14 protein-coding genes and 1 riboswitch are annotated in these 16,297 nt (G+C 71.3%); all 14 genes read right to left on the reverse strand.

The genetic code is table 11. The annotated features are described in order from the left end of the window. Positions 1 to 140: 140 nt before the first annotated feature. Positions 141 to 1,523, reverse strand: a complete 1,383-nt coding sequence (locus D0Z67_RS11535; RefSeq protein WP_078873773.1) for an NAD(P)/FAD-dependent oxidoreductase — start codon at positions 1,521 to 1,523, stop codon at positions 141 to 143. A gap of 475 nt (positions 1,524 to 1,998) precedes the next feature. Then, positions 1,999 to 2,940, reverse strand: a complete 942-nt coding sequence (locus D0Z67_RS11540) for a Ppx/GppA phosphatase family protein (protein ID WP_031184295.1) — start codon at positions 2,938 to 2,940, stop codon at positions 1,999 to 2,001. Next, positions 2,937 to 3,494, reverse strand: coding sequence for a DUF501 domain-containing protein (locus D0Z67_RS11545; protein WP_031184294.1), 558 nt, complete (start codon positions 3,492 to 3,494; stop codon positions 2,937 to 2,939). The genes D0Z67_RS11540 and D0Z67_RS11545 overlap by 4 nt, the downstream gene beginning before the upstream one ends. Before the next feature lie 61 nt (positions 3,495 to 3,555). After that, on the reverse strand, positions 3,556 to 4,032 hold the full coding sequence (locus tag D0Z67_RS11550; protein WP_031184293.1) for an FtsB family cell division protein: 477 nt from the start codon (positions 4,030 to 4,032) through the stop codon (positions 3,556 to 3,558). A 161-nt stretch (positions 4,033 to 4,193) separates the two neighbouring features. Next, positions 4,194 to 5,480 carry a phosphopyruvate hydratase gene (gene eno, locus D0Z67_RS11555; RefSeq protein ID WP_031184292.1) on the reverse strand — a complete coding sequence of 429 codons (1,287 nt, stop codon included), beginning with the start codon at positions 5,478 to 5,480 and terminating at the stop codon, positions 4,194 to 4,196. A gap of 314 nt (positions 5,481 to 5,794) precedes the next feature. Beyond that, positions 5,795 to 6,505, reverse strand: coding sequence for a LysM peptidoglycan-binding domain-containing protein (locus D0Z67_RS11560; RefSeq protein ID WP_031184291.1), 711 nt, complete (start codon positions 6,503 to 6,505; stop codon positions 5,795 to 5,797). A gap of 4 nt (positions 6,506 to 6,509) precedes the next feature. Then, positions 6,510 to 6,688: riboswitch (cyclic di-AMP (ydaO/yuaA leader) on the reverse strand. A 202-nt stretch (positions 6,689 to 6,890) separates the two neighbouring features. After that, positions 6,891 to 7,925, reverse strand: a complete 1,035-nt coding sequence (locus D0Z67_RS11565; RefSeq protein ID WP_031184290.1) for a LysM peptidoglycan-binding domain-containing protein — start codon at positions 7,923 to 7,925, stop codon at positions 6,891 to 6,893. Positions 7,926 to 8,048: 123 nt separating this feature from the next. Further along, on the reverse strand, positions 8,049 to 9,449 hold the full coding sequence (locus D0Z67_RS11570) for a cytochrome P450 family protein (protein ID WP_051888241.1): 1,401 nt from the start codon (positions 9,447 to 9,449) through the stop codon (positions 8,049 to 8,051). Between the two features lie 22 nt (positions 9,450 to 9,471). After that, positions 9,472 to 10,479 (reverse strand): nucleoside triphosphate pyrophosphohydrolase, encoded by a 1,008-nt coding sequence (locus D0Z67_RS11575; RefSeq protein ID WP_037776339.1) that lies wholly within the window; start codon positions 10,477 to 10,479, stop codon positions 9,472 to 9,474. Positions 10,480 to 10,617: 138 nt separating this feature from the next. Continuing rightward, entirely contained in the window at positions 10,618 to 11,256 is a 639-nt protein-coding gene (locus D0Z67_RS11580) for a SurA N-terminal domain-containing protein (RefSeq protein ID WP_031184287.1), read from the reverse strand. Between the two features lie 166 nt (positions 11,257 to 11,422). Beyond that, positions 11,423 to 12,043: a type 1 periplasmic-binding domain-containing protein gene (locus D0Z67_RS11585; protein WP_031184286.1), complete on the reverse strand. Its 621-nt coding sequence runs from the start codon at positions 12,041 to 12,043 to the stop codon at positions 11,423 to 11,425. 175 nt (positions 12,044 to 12,218) lie between these two features. Continuing rightward, a complete protein-coding gene (locus tag D0Z67_RS11590) occupies positions 12,219 to 13,985 on the reverse strand; it encodes an insulinase family protein (RefSeq protein ID WP_031184285.1) in 1,767 nt (588 codons plus the stop codon). After that, a complete protein-coding gene (locus D0Z67_RS11595; protein WP_051888239.1) occupies positions 13,986 to 14,981 on the reverse strand; it encodes a hypothetical protein in 996 nt (331 codons plus the stop codon). Between the two features lie 40 nt (positions 14,982 to 15,021). Further along, positions 15,022 to 16,140 carry a hypothetical protein gene (locus D0Z67_RS11600; protein WP_051888237.1) on the reverse strand — a complete coding sequence of 373 codons (1,119 nt, stop codon included), beginning with the start codon at positions 16,138 to 16,140 and terminating at the stop codon, positions 15,022 to 15,024. Between the last annotated feature and the right edge of the window lie 157 nt (positions 16,141 to 16,297).

The raw sequence follows: 16,297 nt of genomic DNA on the forward strand, positions 1-16,297 counted from the left end.
GCGCCGTACCCGGCACAGTCCCGCATTGGGGTTACGACAGGGCAAAACAGGGGGCGCGGCCGGGAACGCCGAAGGACCTCCCGCACCACGGATGGCGGAAGGTCCTTCGGGTCGGACAGGGTGAGGATGCTGACAGGAGGTCAGCTGGCCTTGGCCTTCTCCTCGGTCTTCGGCGCGGCGGCGACCGGGGCGGGCTTGGCGGCCTCGTAGAACTCCTCGCGCGGGTGCTCCATGGCGCCGAGGGCGACGACCTCGCGCTTGAGGAACATGCCGAGGGTCCAGTCCGCGAAGACGCGGATCTTGCGGTTGAAGGTCGGCATGGCCATACCGTGGTAACCGCGGTGCATGTACCAGGCGAGACGGCCCTTGAGCTTGATCTTCATCTTGCCCATGACGATCATCGCCACGCCCTTGTGCAGGCCGAGACCCGCGACGGCACCCTTGTTGGCGTGCTCGTAGTCCTTCTGCGGGAAGCCCCGCATGCCGGAGACCACGTTGTCGCCGAGGACCTTGGCCTGGCGCAGCGCGTGCTGGGCGTTCGGCGGGCACCAGGCGTTCTCGTTGCCCGCCTTGCGGCCGACGAGGTCGGGCACCTGGGCGTTGTCGCCGGCGGCCCAGATGTAGTCGGTGCCCTGGACCTGGAGGGTCGGGGCGCAGTCGACGTGGCCGCGCGGGCCGAGGGGCAGGCCGAAGCGGGTGAGGGCCGGGTTGGGCTTGACGCCCGCGGTCCAGACGATCGTGTCGGAGTCGACCTCGAGGCCGTTCTTCAGCACGACGTGGCCGTCGACGCAGGAGTCCATCGAGGTGGAGAGGTAGATCTCCACACCGCGGCTCTCCAGGTGCTCCTTGCCGTACTGGCCGAGCTTGGGGCCGACCTCGGGGAGGATCTTGTCGGCGGCGTCGACCAGGACGAAGCGCATGTCCTCGCGGGACACGTTCTTGTAGTACTTGGCGGCGTCGCGGGCCATGTCCTCGACCTCGCCGATGGTCTCCGCGCCCGCGAAGCCACCGCCGATGAAGACGAAGGTGAGCGCCTTGCGGCGGATCTCCTCGTCGGTCGTGGAGTCGGCCTTGTCCAGCTGCTCCAGGACGTGGTTGCGCAGGCCGATGGCCTCCTCGATGCCCTTCATGCCGATGCCCTGCTCGGCGAGGCCGGGGATCGGGAAGGTTCGCGAGACCGCGCCCATGGCGATGACCAGGTAGTCGAACGGCAGCTCGTACGCCTCGCCCACGAGGGGGGCGATCGTGGCGACCTTGCGGTCCTGGTCGATGGTGGTGACCCGGCCGGTGAGGACCTCCGCCTTCGGCAGCACGCGTCGCAGCGGTACGACGACGTGGCGAGGGGAGATGTTGCCGGCGGCGGTTTCGGGGAGGAAGGGCTGGTAGGTCATGTACGACCGGGGGTCGACGACCGTGACGGTCGCCTCTCCGAAGCGCATCTTCTTGAGGATGCGCCGAGCTGCGTACAGGCCTACGTACCCACCGCCTACTACGAGGATCCTGGGACGCTCCGTGGTGCTCATGCCATCGAGTATCCACCCGCCCCGAGGGGGTAGCTCGTGCGCCCCTTCACAAGCTTGGAGAGGGGGTGTGTTATCCTCCGCCACTCGCGTGACGCAGGTCATGTTCACAAGGGGGAACCCCACGTGAACGGGGTGCGTTGTCAATGCCGCTTGAGCTGGCTTTCCGACCCCTCAGACCCCTCCCGCGACACCCCGCGCAGACGCTCCGGACACCCCGCCGAAACCCCGTCGCAATACGGTCGTGATCATGCTCCAGGGGCCGTCCGGGCCCCGAACGGGTCAATGCGGACCCTTGCGTCCCCCACCGGGGCCGAATTCCTTGTGAAGAACTTCACGAAGGTTGTCCCGAGACCCCCGCGAAGCGGCGTGTCAGCCGCCCCACGAGGGCGCTCAAACGTCGTCCCGGCTGCTCAGCCGCACACTACCGGACGGTAACAAGCCGTGCCGGTACGGCCGTCGGAGCGGTCGCGCGGGATCAGGCGATGGACCACGCGATGCCGTCGAGGATGTCGTGCTCGCTGACGACGACCTCATCCGCGCCGATGCGCTCCATGATCGCGAGCAGCACGAGGGCGCCCGCGCCGATCACGTCCACCCGGCCGGGGTGCATGGAGGGGATCTCCGCACGCTCGGCGTGCGAGGAGCTGAGCAGCCACTCGGTGATCTGGCGGACCCGGGCCCGCGAGATGCGGGAGTGGTGGATGCGCGCGGAGTCGTACTCCGGCAGCTCCAGCGCGATGGCGGCCACCGTGGTGACCGAGCCCGCGAGCCCGACCAGGGTGCGCGCCTCGTCCAGCGGCACCGCCTCGGCGGCCAGGTCCAGCGCGGCGGCGATGTCGGCCCTTATGGCGGCGACCTGCTCGTGCGCGGGCGGGTCGGTGACCTTGCCGTCGTGCACCAGGTGCCGCTCGGTCAGCCGCACGCAGCCGATGTCCACCGACCGCGCGGCGCCCACACGGTCGTCCCCGACGACGAACTCGGTGGAGCCGCCGCCGATGTCCACCACCAGATACGGCTTCGCCGGACCGTCGCCGCCGGACAGCTCCCTGGTCGCGCCGGTGAAGGAGAACTCGGCCTCCTGGTCGCCGGTGATGACCTCCGGCTCCACCCCGAGGATGTCCACGACCCCGCGCACGAACTCGTCCCGGTTCTCCGCGTCGCGCGAGGCGGAGGTGGCGACGAACCGCACCTTCGTCGCGCCGAGGTCGCGGATGACCTGGGCGTACTCCCGGCACGCGGCGAAGGTGCGCTCCAGCGCCTCGGGGGCGAGGCGGCCGGTGCGGTCGACGCCCTGGCCGAGCCGCACGATCGTCATCCGGCGGTCCAGGTCGGTCAGTTCACCCGTCTCGGGGTCGGCGTCCGCGACCAGCAGGCGGATGGAGTTGGTGCCGCAGTCCACGGCGGCCACCCGGGTCATCGCTGCTCCTCCGCGCCGGACCCGGCCTCCGCCGCGCAGGCGTCGGGGACCACGCAGGGGCCCTTCGCCCACCACTCGGGCAGCATGGCGATGGCCTCGTCGCCCAGCGGGTTCACACCCGGTCCGGCGGCCAGCGAGTGGGCGACCAGGACGTGCAGGCACTTCACCCGGTCGGGCATGCCGCCGGCGCTGGGGAAGCCCGCCAGCACCTCGATCTCGTCCCGGCGCCGGATGTAGTCCTCGTGCGCCGCCCGGTAGGCCGCGGCCAGCTCCGGGTCGCTCTGGAGCCGCTCGGTCATCTCCTTCATGACGCCGTTGGCCTCCAGCGTGCCGATGGCCGAGGCGGCGCGGGGGCACGTCAGGTAGTACGTCGTCGGGAAGGGCGTGCCGTCGGGCAGCCGGGGCGCCGTCTCCACGACGTCCGGCTGGCCGCAGGGGCAGCGGTGGGCGATGGCCCGCAGGCCGCGCGGCGGGCGGCCGAGCTGGAGCTCGAAGGCGGCGATGTCCGCCTCGGTGGGCTCGGTGCGCGGGGTGTGGGGCGGGGGCGTTTCCATGACTGCTTCCGTAAGTGGCTTGTCTTCAAGTGGCTTGTCTTCGGTCACCGGCGGGTGCCGGTCACCGGTCGGAGGCGTCGGACTTGTCGACGCCGTCCCAGACGTTGGCGTACCAGGGCCGGTGGGCGGCGCCCCGGTCGGTACGGGACTGCTGGGCGGCACCCGGGTCGATCACGACGTACCCGGTCTCACCGGGCATCACATAGTGCAGCCTGCGTCGGATCTGCTGTTCGGCGTAGGCGTCGTCCTGCCAGCGGGCCTTGGCGTCCCTGAGCTGCTCGACCCGGGCGTGGGCCTGCTCCTGGCGGTGCCTCAGGTCCGCGATCTCGGCGCGCTGGGAGACGTACTGCCGCATCGGGTAGGCGAGCGCCACGATCATCGAGCAGAGCACCAGGGCCAGCAGGGCGGCGCGGCCGGTGAGCCGGGAGCGGCGGACCTGCCGCTTGGCCTGGGAGCGGTAGACGCGGGCCGCCGTCTGCTCACCGAGCAGCCGCAGCCTGGTCGTGGTGGAGAAACGGTCCCGGTCCCTCGCGGCCATCTGGCTCTCCGCCTCCACTGTGCCTGTGCGTCTTCTGCTGTGCTGCTGGCTCCGCCGCGCTGCTGGGTTCACACGCGCGTACGTCCCCGGACACGGTACGGGACCGCGTCCGGGGACGTACGTACGACGGGCGGGGCCGGCTCACGCCGACCCGCGCCGGATCAGCCCTTGAAGCGCGGGAAGGCGCTGCGGCCGGCGTAGACCGCGGCGTCGTCGAGGATCTCCTCGATGCGCAGGAGCTGGTTGTACTTGGCGACGCGCTCGGAGCGCGCCGGGGCGCCGGTCTTGATCTGACCGCAGTTGGTGGCGACGGCCAGGTCGGCGATGGTGACGTCCTCGGTCTCGCCGGAGCGGTGGGACATCATGCACTTGTAGCCGTTGCGCTGGGCCATCTCGACGGCGTCCAGGGTCTCGGTCAGCGAGCCGATCTGGTTGACCTTGACCAGCAGGGCGTTGGCGATGCCCTCCTCGATGCCGCGGGCGAGGCGCTCGGGGTTGGTGACGAAGAGGTCGTCGCCGACGATCTGCACCTTGTCGCCGATGCGGTCGGTGAGGACCTTCCAGCCCGCCCAGTCGTCCTCGAACAGCGGGTCCTCGATGGAGACCAGCGGGTAGGCCGCCACCAGCTCCTCGTAGTACTCCGTCATCTCGGCGGCGGAGCGCTCCTTGCCCTCGAAGAGGTACTTGCCGTCCTTGTAGAACTCGGACGCGGCGACGTCGAGCGCGAGGGCGATCTGCTCGCCGGGGGTGTAGCCGGCCTCCTTGATGGCCTCGAGGATGAGGTCGAGGGCCTCACGGTTGGAGCCGAGGTTCGGCGCGAAGCCGCCCTCGTCGCCGAGACCGGTGGCGAGGCCCTTGCTCTTCAGGACCTTCTTGAGGGTGTGGTAGACCTCGGCGCCCCAGCGGACGGCCTCGGAGAAGGACTCCGCGCCGATCGGAGCGATCATGAACTCCTGGATGTCCACGTTGGAGTCGGCGTGCGAGCCGCCGTTCAGGATGTTCATCATCGGCACCGGCAGCAGGTGCGCGTTGGGGCCGCCCAGGTAGCGGAAGAGCGGCAGGTCGCTGGCCTCGGAGGCGGCGTGGGCGACGGCGAGGGAGACGCCGAGGATGGCGTTGGCGCCGAGCGAGCCCTTGTTGTCGGTGGCGTCCAGGTCGAACATGGCCTGGTCGATCAGGCGCTGCTCGGTGGCGTCGTAGCCGACGAGCTCCGGGCCGATCTGCTCGATGACGGCCAGGACGGCCTTCTCGACACCCTTGCCCTGGTAGCGGTTCGGGTCACCGTCACGCAGCTCGATGGCCTCGAAGGCACCGGTGGAGGCGCCGGACGGGACGGCGGCACGACCCGTGCTGCCGTCGTCGAGGCCGACCTCGACCTCGACCGTGGGGTTGCCTCGGGAGTCCAGGATTTCCCGGGCTACGACGACGTCGATGGACGGCACGAGCATCTCCTTCATGGATGTGACGCGATGAGTGCGGGGCGTGCGCCGGATGGCATGCCTTGCGTCTAGAGCCTAACCGTCCCAGGGGCGTCGGCACTCGACCGACCGCCTCGTGGACGGGGTGGGACAGGGAGACGGTACCCATTGTTCCCGCCCGGAACAAAGGGTTCTGGGCAAAGGTTCCGGGTCGGCGGGGTGGACCGTCGCGGAACGCGCACCGCCCCGGCACGCGGGGGGAACGCGCACCGGGGCGGGGGGTCCGTCAGGGGACCGGAAGCTCGGGGCAGGACATCGGGGGCCTGCCGCCGAGCGGGTCGCGGTTACTTCAGGTGCAGCATCTGGCCGGGGAAGATGAAGTCGGCCTTCTCGACGATGTCCTTGTTCAGGTCGAACAGCTTCTTCCAGCCGCCCTCGACCTTGTGCTTGGCGGCGATGGAGCTGAGCGTGTCGCCCTTGACCACCTTGTACTCGCCGTCGCCCTTCTTGACCTTGTCACCGGTCGGGGTGGTGACGGTCTTGCTCGCGTCCGGACGCTCGGTGGAGCGGGAGGCGGCCTGGTCGTCGGCGGTGCGGTCGGAGGTGTCGGCCGCGGCCTTGTCGTCCGACGTGGTGTTCGTCGAGGGAGCCGGGCTCGCCGGGGCGGCGGAACCGCTGTACGGCGTGCTGGACAGGCCCGTGCCGCAGACCGGCCAGGCGCCCTTGCCCTGGGCGGAGAGCACCTTCTCGGCGACGGTGATCTGCTGTTCCTTGCTCGCCTTGTCGGCGGTGGCGGCGTACTGCGTGCCGCCGTACGCGGCCCAGGTGGAGGCGGAGAACTGGAGCCCGCCGTAGTACCCGTTGCCGGTGTTGATGGACCAGTTGCCGCCCGACTCGCACTGGGCGACGGCGTCCCACTCGGAACCGGTGGCGGCGGAGGCGCTGCCCGACGCCATCACCGGGCCCGCGACGGCCGCACCGGCGACACCGGCGAGCGCGAGGACACGGACGGTCTTGGACGGGCGACGGCGCTTGCCCTTGCTGGAGAACAGCATGGATCGATCCCCTCACCGACGCCTGCGAGGTGAGCTGTCGGGTTCGGGCCGGTTGAGTTGCCCGGCCACCCCTCCCCGGTACTTCTGGAAGGCGTGGCTCCACCCCAAGCCCGTTCCGGTGTCAGACACCGGTTCGGGCACCTACCTTGGGTCCCCCGCTCCTGCCTACGGCGCTTGACGCGACGACTGTCCCCGACGGCCGCTGGCAGGATTCGGCGTTGCGGCCACGGGTGCTCGTGGTGACGAGCGGTCCCGACCGTAGACATGCCGCGCGGCGAAATTCAAAGACGATCAGGTCTTCTGAGAGTCATCCCACACTTTCGCCAAATAGGACATATAAGAATATAGCGGGGCGTCAAATGCCGCCATGTGCCGCCCGTTCGCCCTATTCGCCCGGCACCTTCAGGGTCTGACCCGGGTCGACATGGTTCGGGTCGGCGCCGATGGCCTGCTTGTTCGCGGAGTAGAGGGCCTCCCAGCCGCCGTCCACGTCAAGGGAGTCGGCGATGGAGCCGAGGGTGTCACCGTCACGGACGGTGTAGGCGCTGCCCGCAGAGGCGGTGGCGTGGCGGCCCGTGCCGGCCGTGTGCTGATCCTCCGTCACGCTCTCGTCGGCGCTGCCGCCGCGGTGCCGGCCGCCGCCGAGGTCGCCGGTGTCGACGAGGCTCCAGGAGCCGCCGTCCTCCCACGACTCGTCGTCCTCCGCCGCGGGGGCGCTGGAGGGCGAACCGCCGTCCTTGTACCCGTGGTCGGTGGCCGGGGGCGCGGACGCGTCCGAACGGTCGGCGCCGGTGTCCTTCTTGGCGTCGCCTGCGGTGTCCTTCTCGCTCGCGCTCGGGGACGGCTTTCCGGTCTCCTTGGCGGAGTCGGACGACTCGGACGAGTCGGACGAGGGGGAGGAATTACCCAGTCCGGACGAGCCGGAACCATCGGACGAAGCGTCCGCGTCGGGAGCCTCGCTCGACGTGCCGTCACCCTTGTCCGAGCCGCTGTCACCGGTGGAGGGGGACTCGCTCACGCCCGTGTCGACGTCCACCGAGCCGGAGTTGGAGGTGAGTCCGGCGAGCAGGGCGCAGGTGGCCCAGTGGGTGGTGCCCTGGTCGGCCAGGATCTTCTCGGCCACCGAGATCTGCTGCGAACGGCTGGCCTGGTCGGCGCTGGCCGCGTACTGCGTGCCGCCGTACTTGTCCCAGTCGTCCTGGGATATCTGGAGGCCGCCGTAGTAACCGTTGCCGGTGTCGGCGCTCCAGGAGCCTCCGCTCTCGCACTCGGCGACCTTGTCCCAGGTGGTGCCGTCTGCCGCGTGGGCGCTCGCCGCCCCGAGGAGCGGGATGGCGATGGCCGACGTGGTCACGCCGGCCGCGACGAGGAGCGCCGGAGCCTGGCGGGGGCGACGGTGCCTACCGTTCCCGGAGAGCATGCGGTTGCCTTTCGTGCGACAGCGGTACGGCGTGGCGAGTGGTGCTCGGCGCCACACTGATGGGTGAACGTAGCGTCAGACGAACACTTGTCACAAGTTCATGCCGCAGAGATCACGTGAAGATCACATAGTTGAACGTCCGTCATGTGTGCTTTCACGACTGGGGCCGACCGGTGTGAACTCCACCGGCAGTGTGCGCAGTCCACGCATGATCAGGCCGCCGCGCCAGCGGAGTTCGGCCGGGTCGGCCGCGAGGGCGAGGTCCGGGAGCCGGGTGAGCAGGGTGGCCAGCGCGGTCTGTCCCTCCAGCCGGGCGAGCGGGGCGCCCACGCAGTAGTGGATGCCGTGTCCGTACCCCAGGTGCTGGTTGTCGCGGCGGCCGAGGTCCAGCAGGTCCGGGTCGGCGAACCGCTCGGGGTCGCGGTCCGCCGCCGCGAGGACCACCAGCACCGGGTCCCCGGCCGCGATGTCCTGGCCGCCGATGGTGAGCGGCTCGGTGGCATAACGCCAGGTCGCCAGCTCCACCGGCCCGTCGTAGCGCAGCAGTTCCTCCACCCCGGTCTGGAGCAGGCCGGTCTCCCCCGCCGCCAGCGAGAGCTCCAGCCTGCGGCGCTCCCCGGGGTGGGTGAGCAGCGCGTAGGTGCCGTTGCCGATGAGGTTGACGGTGGTCTCGAAGCCCGCGAACAGCAGGATGAAGGCCATGGCGGCGGCCTCGTTCTCGGTGAGGTGCTCGCCGTGGTCGGAGGCCCGGATGAGCGCCGAGATGAGGTCCTCGCCGGGCGCGGGCTCGGCGGGGAGTGCCTGGCGCTTGCGGTGGATGAGGTCCGCGAGATAGCCCCGCATCTTCTTCACCGAACGCGCCACCCCGCCCCTGGGCCCGCCGCCGTGCCGGATCATCATCCCCGCCCAGTCCCGGAAGTCGTCCTGGTCCTCGCGCGGGACGCCGAGCAGGTCGCAGATGGCGTAGATGGGGAGCGGGAAGGCGAACTCGTGGATCAGGTCGGCCGAACCCTTCTCGGCGAACCGGTCGATGAGGTCGTCCGTCAGCTCCTGCACCCGGCCCGCGAACTCGGCGACCCGGCGCGGGGTGAACGCCTTGCTGACCAGCCGCCGCAGCCGGGTGTGGTCCGGCGGGTCGATGTTCAGCAGGTGGGTCATCAGGTCGGCCTTGCGCTCACCGGGGATACCGGTCTTGCCCTTGGCCTGCGCGGTCTCGGCGTGGTGCGCCGGGTTCTTGCTGAGCCGCTGGTCGGCCAGGGCCTGCTTGGCATCGGCGTACCGGGTGACCAGCCACGCGTCCACCCCGCTGGGCAGCTTGGTCCAGCGCACCGGGGCGTGCTCCCGCAGCCAGGCGTAGGCGGGGTAGGGGTCGGCGGCGAACTCCCAGGTGAAGAGGTCCGGGGCGGGGTCCCCGGCCGGGGGCTCGGCGGGGGGTCCGGAGGGTGCTCCGGCGGGGGCGTCGGCAGTTGCTCCGGGGGTTCCGGGGGTGGGGTCGTCGGGGGTGGGCTGGTGCGGCTGGGTCACTCCCCGACGGTATCCGGCGGGGCTACTCGGTGTCGGTGTCGGTACTGGTGTCCGGGGCGGCGACGCCCTCGGCCGTACGTATCGCGTCCCGGTAGGCGCGGGCGGCTGCTCTCAGGGCCGCTTCCGGGTCGACGCCCGCCTGCTCGGCGCGGGCGGCCAGGTCCAGCAGTTCGTATCCGATGCCGTCGCCCTGGGGCAGGGGTACGTCCAGGCCGGCGGTGCGGACGCGGGAGGCGAGCTTGGCGGCGAGGGCGAGGCCGGGCTGGCCGAGGGGGACGCCGTCGGTGACCGAGCTGCGCTGCTTCTCCTCGGCCTTGGTGCGCAGCCAGTGCGCCTTGACGTCCTCGGGGGTCTCGGCCTCCTCCTCGCCGAAGACATGCGGGTGACGGTGGATCAGCTTGGCGACGATGCCCCCGGCGACGTCGTCGATGGAGAAGGGAGCCTCCCCGTCCTCCTCGGCGATGCGGGAGTGGAAGACGACCTGGAGCAGCACGTCTCCCAGCTCCTCCCGCAGCTCCTCGCGGTCGCCCGCCTCGATGGCCTCGACCAGTTCGTACGCCTCCTCGATGCCGTACTTGGCCAGGCCCTCGTGGGTCTGCCGGGATGACCAGGGGCATTCGGCGCGGATGCGGTCCATGACCTGGACGAGGTCGAGGAGGCGGGCGCCGGGCAGGTCGTAGGAGGCGGGGAGCAGTTCGAGCTCGGGCATCCGCACCCGGCCGGACCCGGCGAGCCGGGCGAGGCCGTCGGTGAGGGCGGGCTCCCCCTCACCGGTGGCGACGACGACCACCGTGCGGTCGCCCGCGCAGGCGTCGACCAGTTCCTCGGCGGTCGGGGACGCCTCCGTCACCGCTATCCCGGCCTCCCGCAGATACGGAACCTGCGGATGCGCGCCGTCCGCGCACAGCACGGCGTCGGCGGAGCGCAGCGCCTGCCAGGCCGGCCAGGACAGCAGGCCGGGGGCGACGCGGTGGCTGGTGGTGAGCAGGACGATGCGGCCAGGGGCGGATGCGGAGCTGATTGCGTTCACGATCCGAACGTAACCCAGGACGCGGAATGACGGGCCGGGTTATCCACAGGGGTGGAGGAGTCCTGTGATCGTACGACCGACGCGCCGTGCGGGGCCGGGAACCAGCAGGTCACCCGGCCCGCGCCGGACGTAACGCGCTCAGGCGCTCAGTGCCGCCGAGGCGTCCCGCAGCCAGGGCGTACGGGCGTCGACCCGGCTGCTCTTGGCCACGTCCCAGGCGCCGTAGCGGGGGTTCAGGTCGATGTGGAGTTCCTTGGACGCCTTGGACAGGGCGTCCCAGAACGGGGGCTGGCTGGTGTCGGTGCCGAGCTTGGCGGCGAGCTTCTGCGCCTCGATCTGGAGGCCGAGGTTGTCGTCGAGCCGTTCGGGGGCGATGCCGTACTTCTGGAGCCAGGCGGACTGGAGCTGCTTGGCCCCGCCGGCCTGCTTCTCCAGGTCGGCGTGCATCCGCTGGATCTCCTTGCGGGTGACCGTGACGCCCTGGTCGCGCGCGGCGCGGTGCAGCACCTGGTCCAGGACCATGTTGTGCAGGGTGTCGCGGGTGAGGCTGCCGGTGGAGGCGAGGACCTGCTGGTACTGGGCCTGGTCGGTCACCTCGGCCCGCTGGGCCGCCCGTACCTCGTTCACCCGGCTCTCCAGCTGCGACACGGTGATCCGCTGCCCGCCGACGACGGCCGCGGCGCCGGGATGCGCGTCGTTGCCGCAGGCGGTCAGGAGCGGGGCCGCGGCGGCGATCGCGGCGGTGAGGACCAGCGTGGTGCGACGGCGGCGGAGCAAGGGGAACCTCCTGAGGAGATTGTGCGACGGTGCACAAAGTCTTGCGGTGATCGATGTTAGGCAGCCGCACTGCTCCGGCCAACCCATTGGACCAACGATTCACTGCGAGTTCGGGCACCGCCGCCGGTGATTCCCGCGTCGCACCGGCGTAACCGCCGGGACGCCCCTAGCTCTTCGCGTCGACCGCCCGCTCGATCGCGCTGGCCACGTCGGCCCGCAGCCCGGCGCCGGTGCGGACCACCGAGACGTTGTCCCCGGAGTGCCCGCCGCCGACCAGTACGAAGTCGGTCTTGCCGTACTTCGGCGCCGCCTCCGCCGCGACGGAGACCTCAGGGCCGCCGACCGCCACGACGACCTCGCAGGCACCCTGGAGCATGCCGTTGAGGTACGGCCGCGCGTTGCCCGCGCTCTGCTCCCCCATCACCTGCTGGTAGTTCACCCGCGCGTGCGTCTTGAGGGAGGCGTCCTGCATGCCCTGCCAGACGGCCGCGGCGGGGGTGCCGGCCGTGATGCCGTCCTTGCCGGTGAGCAGGCAGGCGTCGATCTCGGTGTAGTGCCGCGCACGGGTGTCGGGTACGGGCGGCCGCTCGTCACCGCCGAAGAGGAACGCGCACACCACGACGACCGCGGCGACGACGGCCAGGGCACCCGCGGCGAGCATGATCGTGCGCCTGCTGAGGGAGCGCAGCCAGGAGACGAGAGCCCGGCCGAAGCGGGCGATCCCTCCCTCCGGCCGCCGCGCCGCCGCCGGACGCGACTGCGTCACCTGCCGGACCTGCTTGGTCACGAACTACCTGCTCTCCTGCTGCGGGCCGACACGGGTCTACGGCTGCCGACACGTATCCACGATGTCGAAATCGGATGGCACCGTAGCCCACGCCGGTCTGATGGCCATAAAAGATCCCGCCATGAAAATCACAAGACTCGCTTAAGCACCAGGAGAACTGGGCGAATCGGCACCTTCACGTTCGGCCGGTGCGGCGCGCGATCCGTGCGGCGGGCCACACCAGCAGGACGGTGACCCCCCACAGGAACCCCGAGATGGCGAGCCACTCGCCGGTGCTGGTGTCCGGGTCGTCCGCGCCGAAGACGGTGAGCATGAGGGCGAGCAGGGCGAAGCAGCCGCCCAGGACCCCGAGCAGGACCATCGCCACCGTCTGGCCCGCGGTGCGCCGGGGCCGGTCGGCCGTGGCGGTGCCGGCGGTGGGTGGGATCGCCTTGGCGCGTGCGGCTGTGGTGGTGCCGGACGCCGGTGCCCTGTCCAGGCGCGGTGGATTGGACCGGGGTGGCAGCAGCACCACCGCGTCCGGCGGTACCGCGGCGTCGATGACCGCCACGGTGCCCGCCTCGACGCCGTACACCGCGGGCTCCACGTCGACGGTCAGGCCGTCGGTACCGATGAGCCGACGGCCTCCGTCGGGCCAGCTCAGCATGGCGGCACAGGAGCGGTAGCGGACGGTCGCCACCCGCGTCCCGTCGGGTCCGGGGGCCGACCGTTCCGTCAGGCTGACGCCGTCGTCGCCCACGGTCAGCTCGGCGTCGCCCGCGCGTCCCGTGATGAAGCGCCGGCCGGTGACCGCGTCGTCGGAGGAGGTCGGGGCCGCCGTGTACCCGGCCCAGTCCGCCGAGTGCCCGGCGGGCACCTGCATGAGGGCCGTTCCCGCGGCCTCCAGGGCCACCTCGTGCAGCTGTCCGGGCGTCACCGTCCACAGTTCGGCCCGCAGTTCACCGGCATCGCGCGGCGTCCGCCCCGCGAGCAGGTCCTCCGCCATGCCGGGCAGCCGTCGCGCCGCCGCGTCGGGCGCCGTCAGGGCGGCGTCGGCGCGGCCGCGCACCGCGTCCAGGTCGGCCTGGGCGATCCGGCCCGCCCGGAACCCGGCGAGCACGTCCACGAAGCCGCCGAGCACCGCGTCCTGCTTGGCGGGCAGCGCGTCCGCGAACGCCGTCATGACGGCGAAACCGTCCCGCCGGGACGTGAGGTCGCTCGCGGTCGTGTACGAGTGGCCGCCCTCCTGGCGCAGGGCTCGGGTCAGTTCGCGCTCCAGGACCGCCGAGTACAGCCGGGCGGCGGCCGTGTCGGCGACCACGGAATCCAGCAGGACGCCGCCGCTGCCGTTCGAGAAGTACGCCGGGGGGACCGGCAGGGCCGAGGTCACCGTGGGCATCGGTCGCCGGTCGCCCGCGGACAGCTTGAGCAAGAGGCCGGCCGGGATGCGCTCACCGGCGATCCAGAGCACCGCGTTGTCCGACGTGAACCAGCTCTGCGCCCACTGCCACACATCCTGCGCGCTCGCGTCGCGCACACCCCACTCCGGGTAGCTGACCAGGCCGTACCCCTGGGCGCCGTACCGCCACAGCGGGAGCGAACTCGTGTCGCGGCGGGACTCCTCGGTGCGCAGGATCTCCTTCTCCGTCTCCAGCCGGTCCATGGGCAGGTCGGTGAGGGAGGCGCAGACACCGGTGAGGTAGGCGACGACCTCGTGCTCGGTGCCCTCCACGTGGAAGTGGGTGAACGCGGCCTTGGTCGCGCCGTTGTAGTGGTAGTCCGCCACGCCCTGCCGGTACAGCGCGAGATGCTCGGTCAGATGGGTGAGCCCGGCCCGGCCGAGGGTCTCGTCGGCGACCCCGACCCGGAAGACGAGCCCGGCGCGCATCGGCCCGGCGGCGTACGTGAAGAGGGTGGGTATGCCGTCGACCTCGGTGTGGTGGACGGCGGACTGCGGGTTCATCTACGGCCTCGGTTCGGCGCGGTGCGCGGCGGGCGGGAAGGTGGGGGACGCCGGTGCGAGGGCCGCGTCCCGGTGCCGTACGTACGCCTCGGCGGGATCGCCGAGGTAGCTCCACGGGAGCTTCGACGCCAGGTTGCCCAGCGCGCGGAAGTGGGCGGCGGCGCGGGCGGTGTCGCCGATCAGGGAGAACAGGGCGGCGAAACAGCCCGCGACGGTGACCCAGCCGGGATCGCGCCGGAACTCCGGATGGAGCACCGACCGTCCGGCGGCCTCGACCAGTTCCGCGTGGACGTGGGACTGCCGCAGGTACGCGTGCCGTTCCTCGCCCGCGTCCAGGTCCAGCCAGTGCTCGAGGTGCGCCTCCGCCACCAGGCCCGCGCTCAGGGAGCCGTCGGGGGCGCCGAGCATGCGGTCACGGGCGAAGGAGTGGGCGGCCTCCCAGCTTCCGCCCCATTTGGGACACAGTTGCTGGAGCAGCCGGGTCTGGGCCGTGAAGTGGTGCGGGTGGGACTTCGCCAGCCGGTCATAGCGGCGGCGCGCCTCGTTCTGGCCGAGCCCGAGCCCTCGGGCGGTGTTGAGCCGCTCGGCCCAGGCGGGGACGTAGGACGGGTCGAGGGCGGTGGCGCGTATGAGCAGTTGTTCGGCGGTGCGCAGATGCGCGTGGAAGGTGGCGAACTGCTCTCGGGTCACACTCTCGGCGCGGGCCGCCGTACGGATCTCCCAGCCGATCGCGATCTCGCGGGCGCCGAGGAGGGTCAGCGCGAACACGTCGTCGGGGGCGGCCGCCACCAGGTCGCGCAGGGCCCGCTCGACGCCCTCCGTCCCGGCCACCGTTCCGAAGACCTGGGAGGTGTCGCTCCCCTGCGGCAGTCCGGCGAGGTGCTGGCGCACCCCCGCCCAGTCCCACGCGGCCACCGCCTGCCGCAGCCAGGCGACTTCGGGATAGGCGGACGTGATCTCGAAGTCCGGGGGAGGGAGCGGGGAGGCGAGCGACATGCGCGGATCCTGGGCGAGGGGTCGGACAACCGGGTTCACGTCAGCGGGCGGCACGGGCCGGGGGTGCCGGGCGGCCCGCCTTGTCCCACCCGATGAAGGTGTTGGTGCGGGCATGGACGAACGACTTGACCGAGTTGCCGGAGTAGCTCCACGGCACGCCGCCGATGTAGGCGCCGACGGCCCGGAACTGCTCGACGCCCTCCGCGAACCGCTCGGTGCGGAACAGCGCGTTGGCCAGCAGGTGGCGGACGGTCGGGAGACGGTGGTGGTCGGCAGGTACCTGGTCGACCGCGTCCAGGGTGGCGTCGATGGCCGTGGTCATGAACGGCTTCTGGTAGACGGACAGGTCGTTCACCCGGTACTGGTGCTCGAACGCGGCGTACAGGCGCAGTACGGGGAGCAGGCTCCCTCGGGGCGCGGAGGCGACGGCCTCTTCGGCGAAGGTGAACATCAGCTCGTCGGAGCCGCGCCACTTGGCGCACCAGTACTGGAGGGCCGACACATGGGCGCCGAAGTGGTGCGGGTCGCGTGCGGTGATCTCGGCCCACAGCGCCCGGAAGTGGTCGTGCGACCAGCCCAGGCCGAGGGCGATGGTGATCTGGGCGACCCAGGGGCTCGGGTCGTCGGGGGCCATCCGGGCCGCTTCCTCGCACGCGGGGAGCGCCTGCGCGAGCAACTCGTGGAAGTTGTCGAACTGTTCGGCGGTGGTGTGCTTCGCGCCCTTGGCGCCGCGGGCCTCACCGGCGAACGCGATCAGCGCGTCGGCGTGGACGAGAGCGGCGGCGGGGTCGTGCGGGTACTCCCTGCGCCACTCCAGCAGCCAACCGTCGTCCTCCACGGCCGCGTGCACGAGGATGCCGAGCCGGTACCACCGCAGATCCCAGTCCCGCCCGGCCCCCGCCAGATAGCCGGCCGCGACCCGCCAGTCCCCGGCGACAGCCGCCGCGGCAACGGCATCCGCCTCCGGATCGGGCCCGGCATACCGCTCATCGAGCTGATCCCCCGGCACGAGCCCGAACTCGACGGGATCAATGACGACCCGCTTCGCCCTGGCCCCCTGCTCGGCCCGCTGGGCCCGAGCCTTGCGCGCGTTACGGGGGATGGTGACGGCGGCGTAACCGAGGGCGCTTACGCCGGCTATGGCTATGAAAGGGTTCATAGGAGCTTTCCTTGGAGGCGCCAGGAAGGCCCGCGGAAATAACTCCACGAGCCTTCCTGGAATTCAATCCATGCGTCGGACACTGAGCCCGCAACTACCTGGAAGACCGGTAGCTACACCTTCGACACCAGCAGCGAACCACGCGACATCGAAGCGA

Source organism: Streptomyces seoulensis (genome assembly GCF_004328625.1).
GTDB lineage: Bacteria > Actinomycetota > Actinomycetes > Streptomycetales > Streptomycetaceae > Streptomyces > Streptomyces seoulensis.

What these genes read in the sequence shown, in the direction of transcription:
- D0Z67_RS11535 (WP_078873773.1), bottom strand. Translation starts at nt 1,523, where the DNA reads ATGAGCACCACGGAGCGTCCCAGGATCCTCGTAGTAGGCGGTGGGTAC.
- D0Z67_RS11540 (WP_031184295.1), bottom strand. Translation starts at nt 2,940, where the DNA reads ATGACCCGGGTGGCCGCCGTGGACTGCGGCACCAACTCCATCCGCCTG.
- D0Z67_RS11545 (WP_031184294.1), bottom strand. Translation starts at nt 3,494, where the DNA reads ATGGAAACGCCCCCGCCCCACACCCCGCGCACCGAGCCCACCGAGGCG.
- D0Z67_RS11550 (WP_031184293.1), bottom strand. Translation starts at nt 4,032, where the DNA reads ATGGCCGCGAGGGACCGGGACCGTTTCTCCACCACGACCAGGCTGCGG.
- eno (WP_031184292.1), bottom strand. Translation starts at nt 5,480, where the DNA reads ATGCTCGTGCCGTCCATCGACGTCGTCGTAGCCCGGGAAATCCTGGAC.
- D0Z67_RS11560 (WP_031184291.1), bottom strand. Translation starts at nt 6,505, where the DNA reads ATGCTGTTCTCCAGCAAGGGCAAGCGCCGTCGCCCGTCCAAGACCGTC.
- D0Z67_RS11565 (WP_031184290.1), bottom strand. Translation starts at nt 7,925, where the DNA reads ATGCTCTCCGGGAACGGTAGGCACCGTCGCCCCCGCCAGGCTCCGGCG.
- D0Z67_RS11590 (WP_031184285.1), bottom strand. Translation starts at nt 13,985, where the DNA reads ATGAACCCGCAGTCCGCCGTCCACCACACCGAGGTCGACGGCATACCC.
- D0Z67_RS11595 (WP_051888239.1), bottom strand. Translation starts at nt 14,981, where the DNA reads ATGTCGCTCGCCTCCCCGCTCCCTCCCCCGGACTTCGAGATCACGTCC.
- D0Z67_RS11600 (WP_051888237.1), bottom strand. Translation starts at nt 16,140, where the DNA reads ATGAACCCTTTCATAGCCATAGCCGGCGTAAGCGCCCTCGGTTACGCC.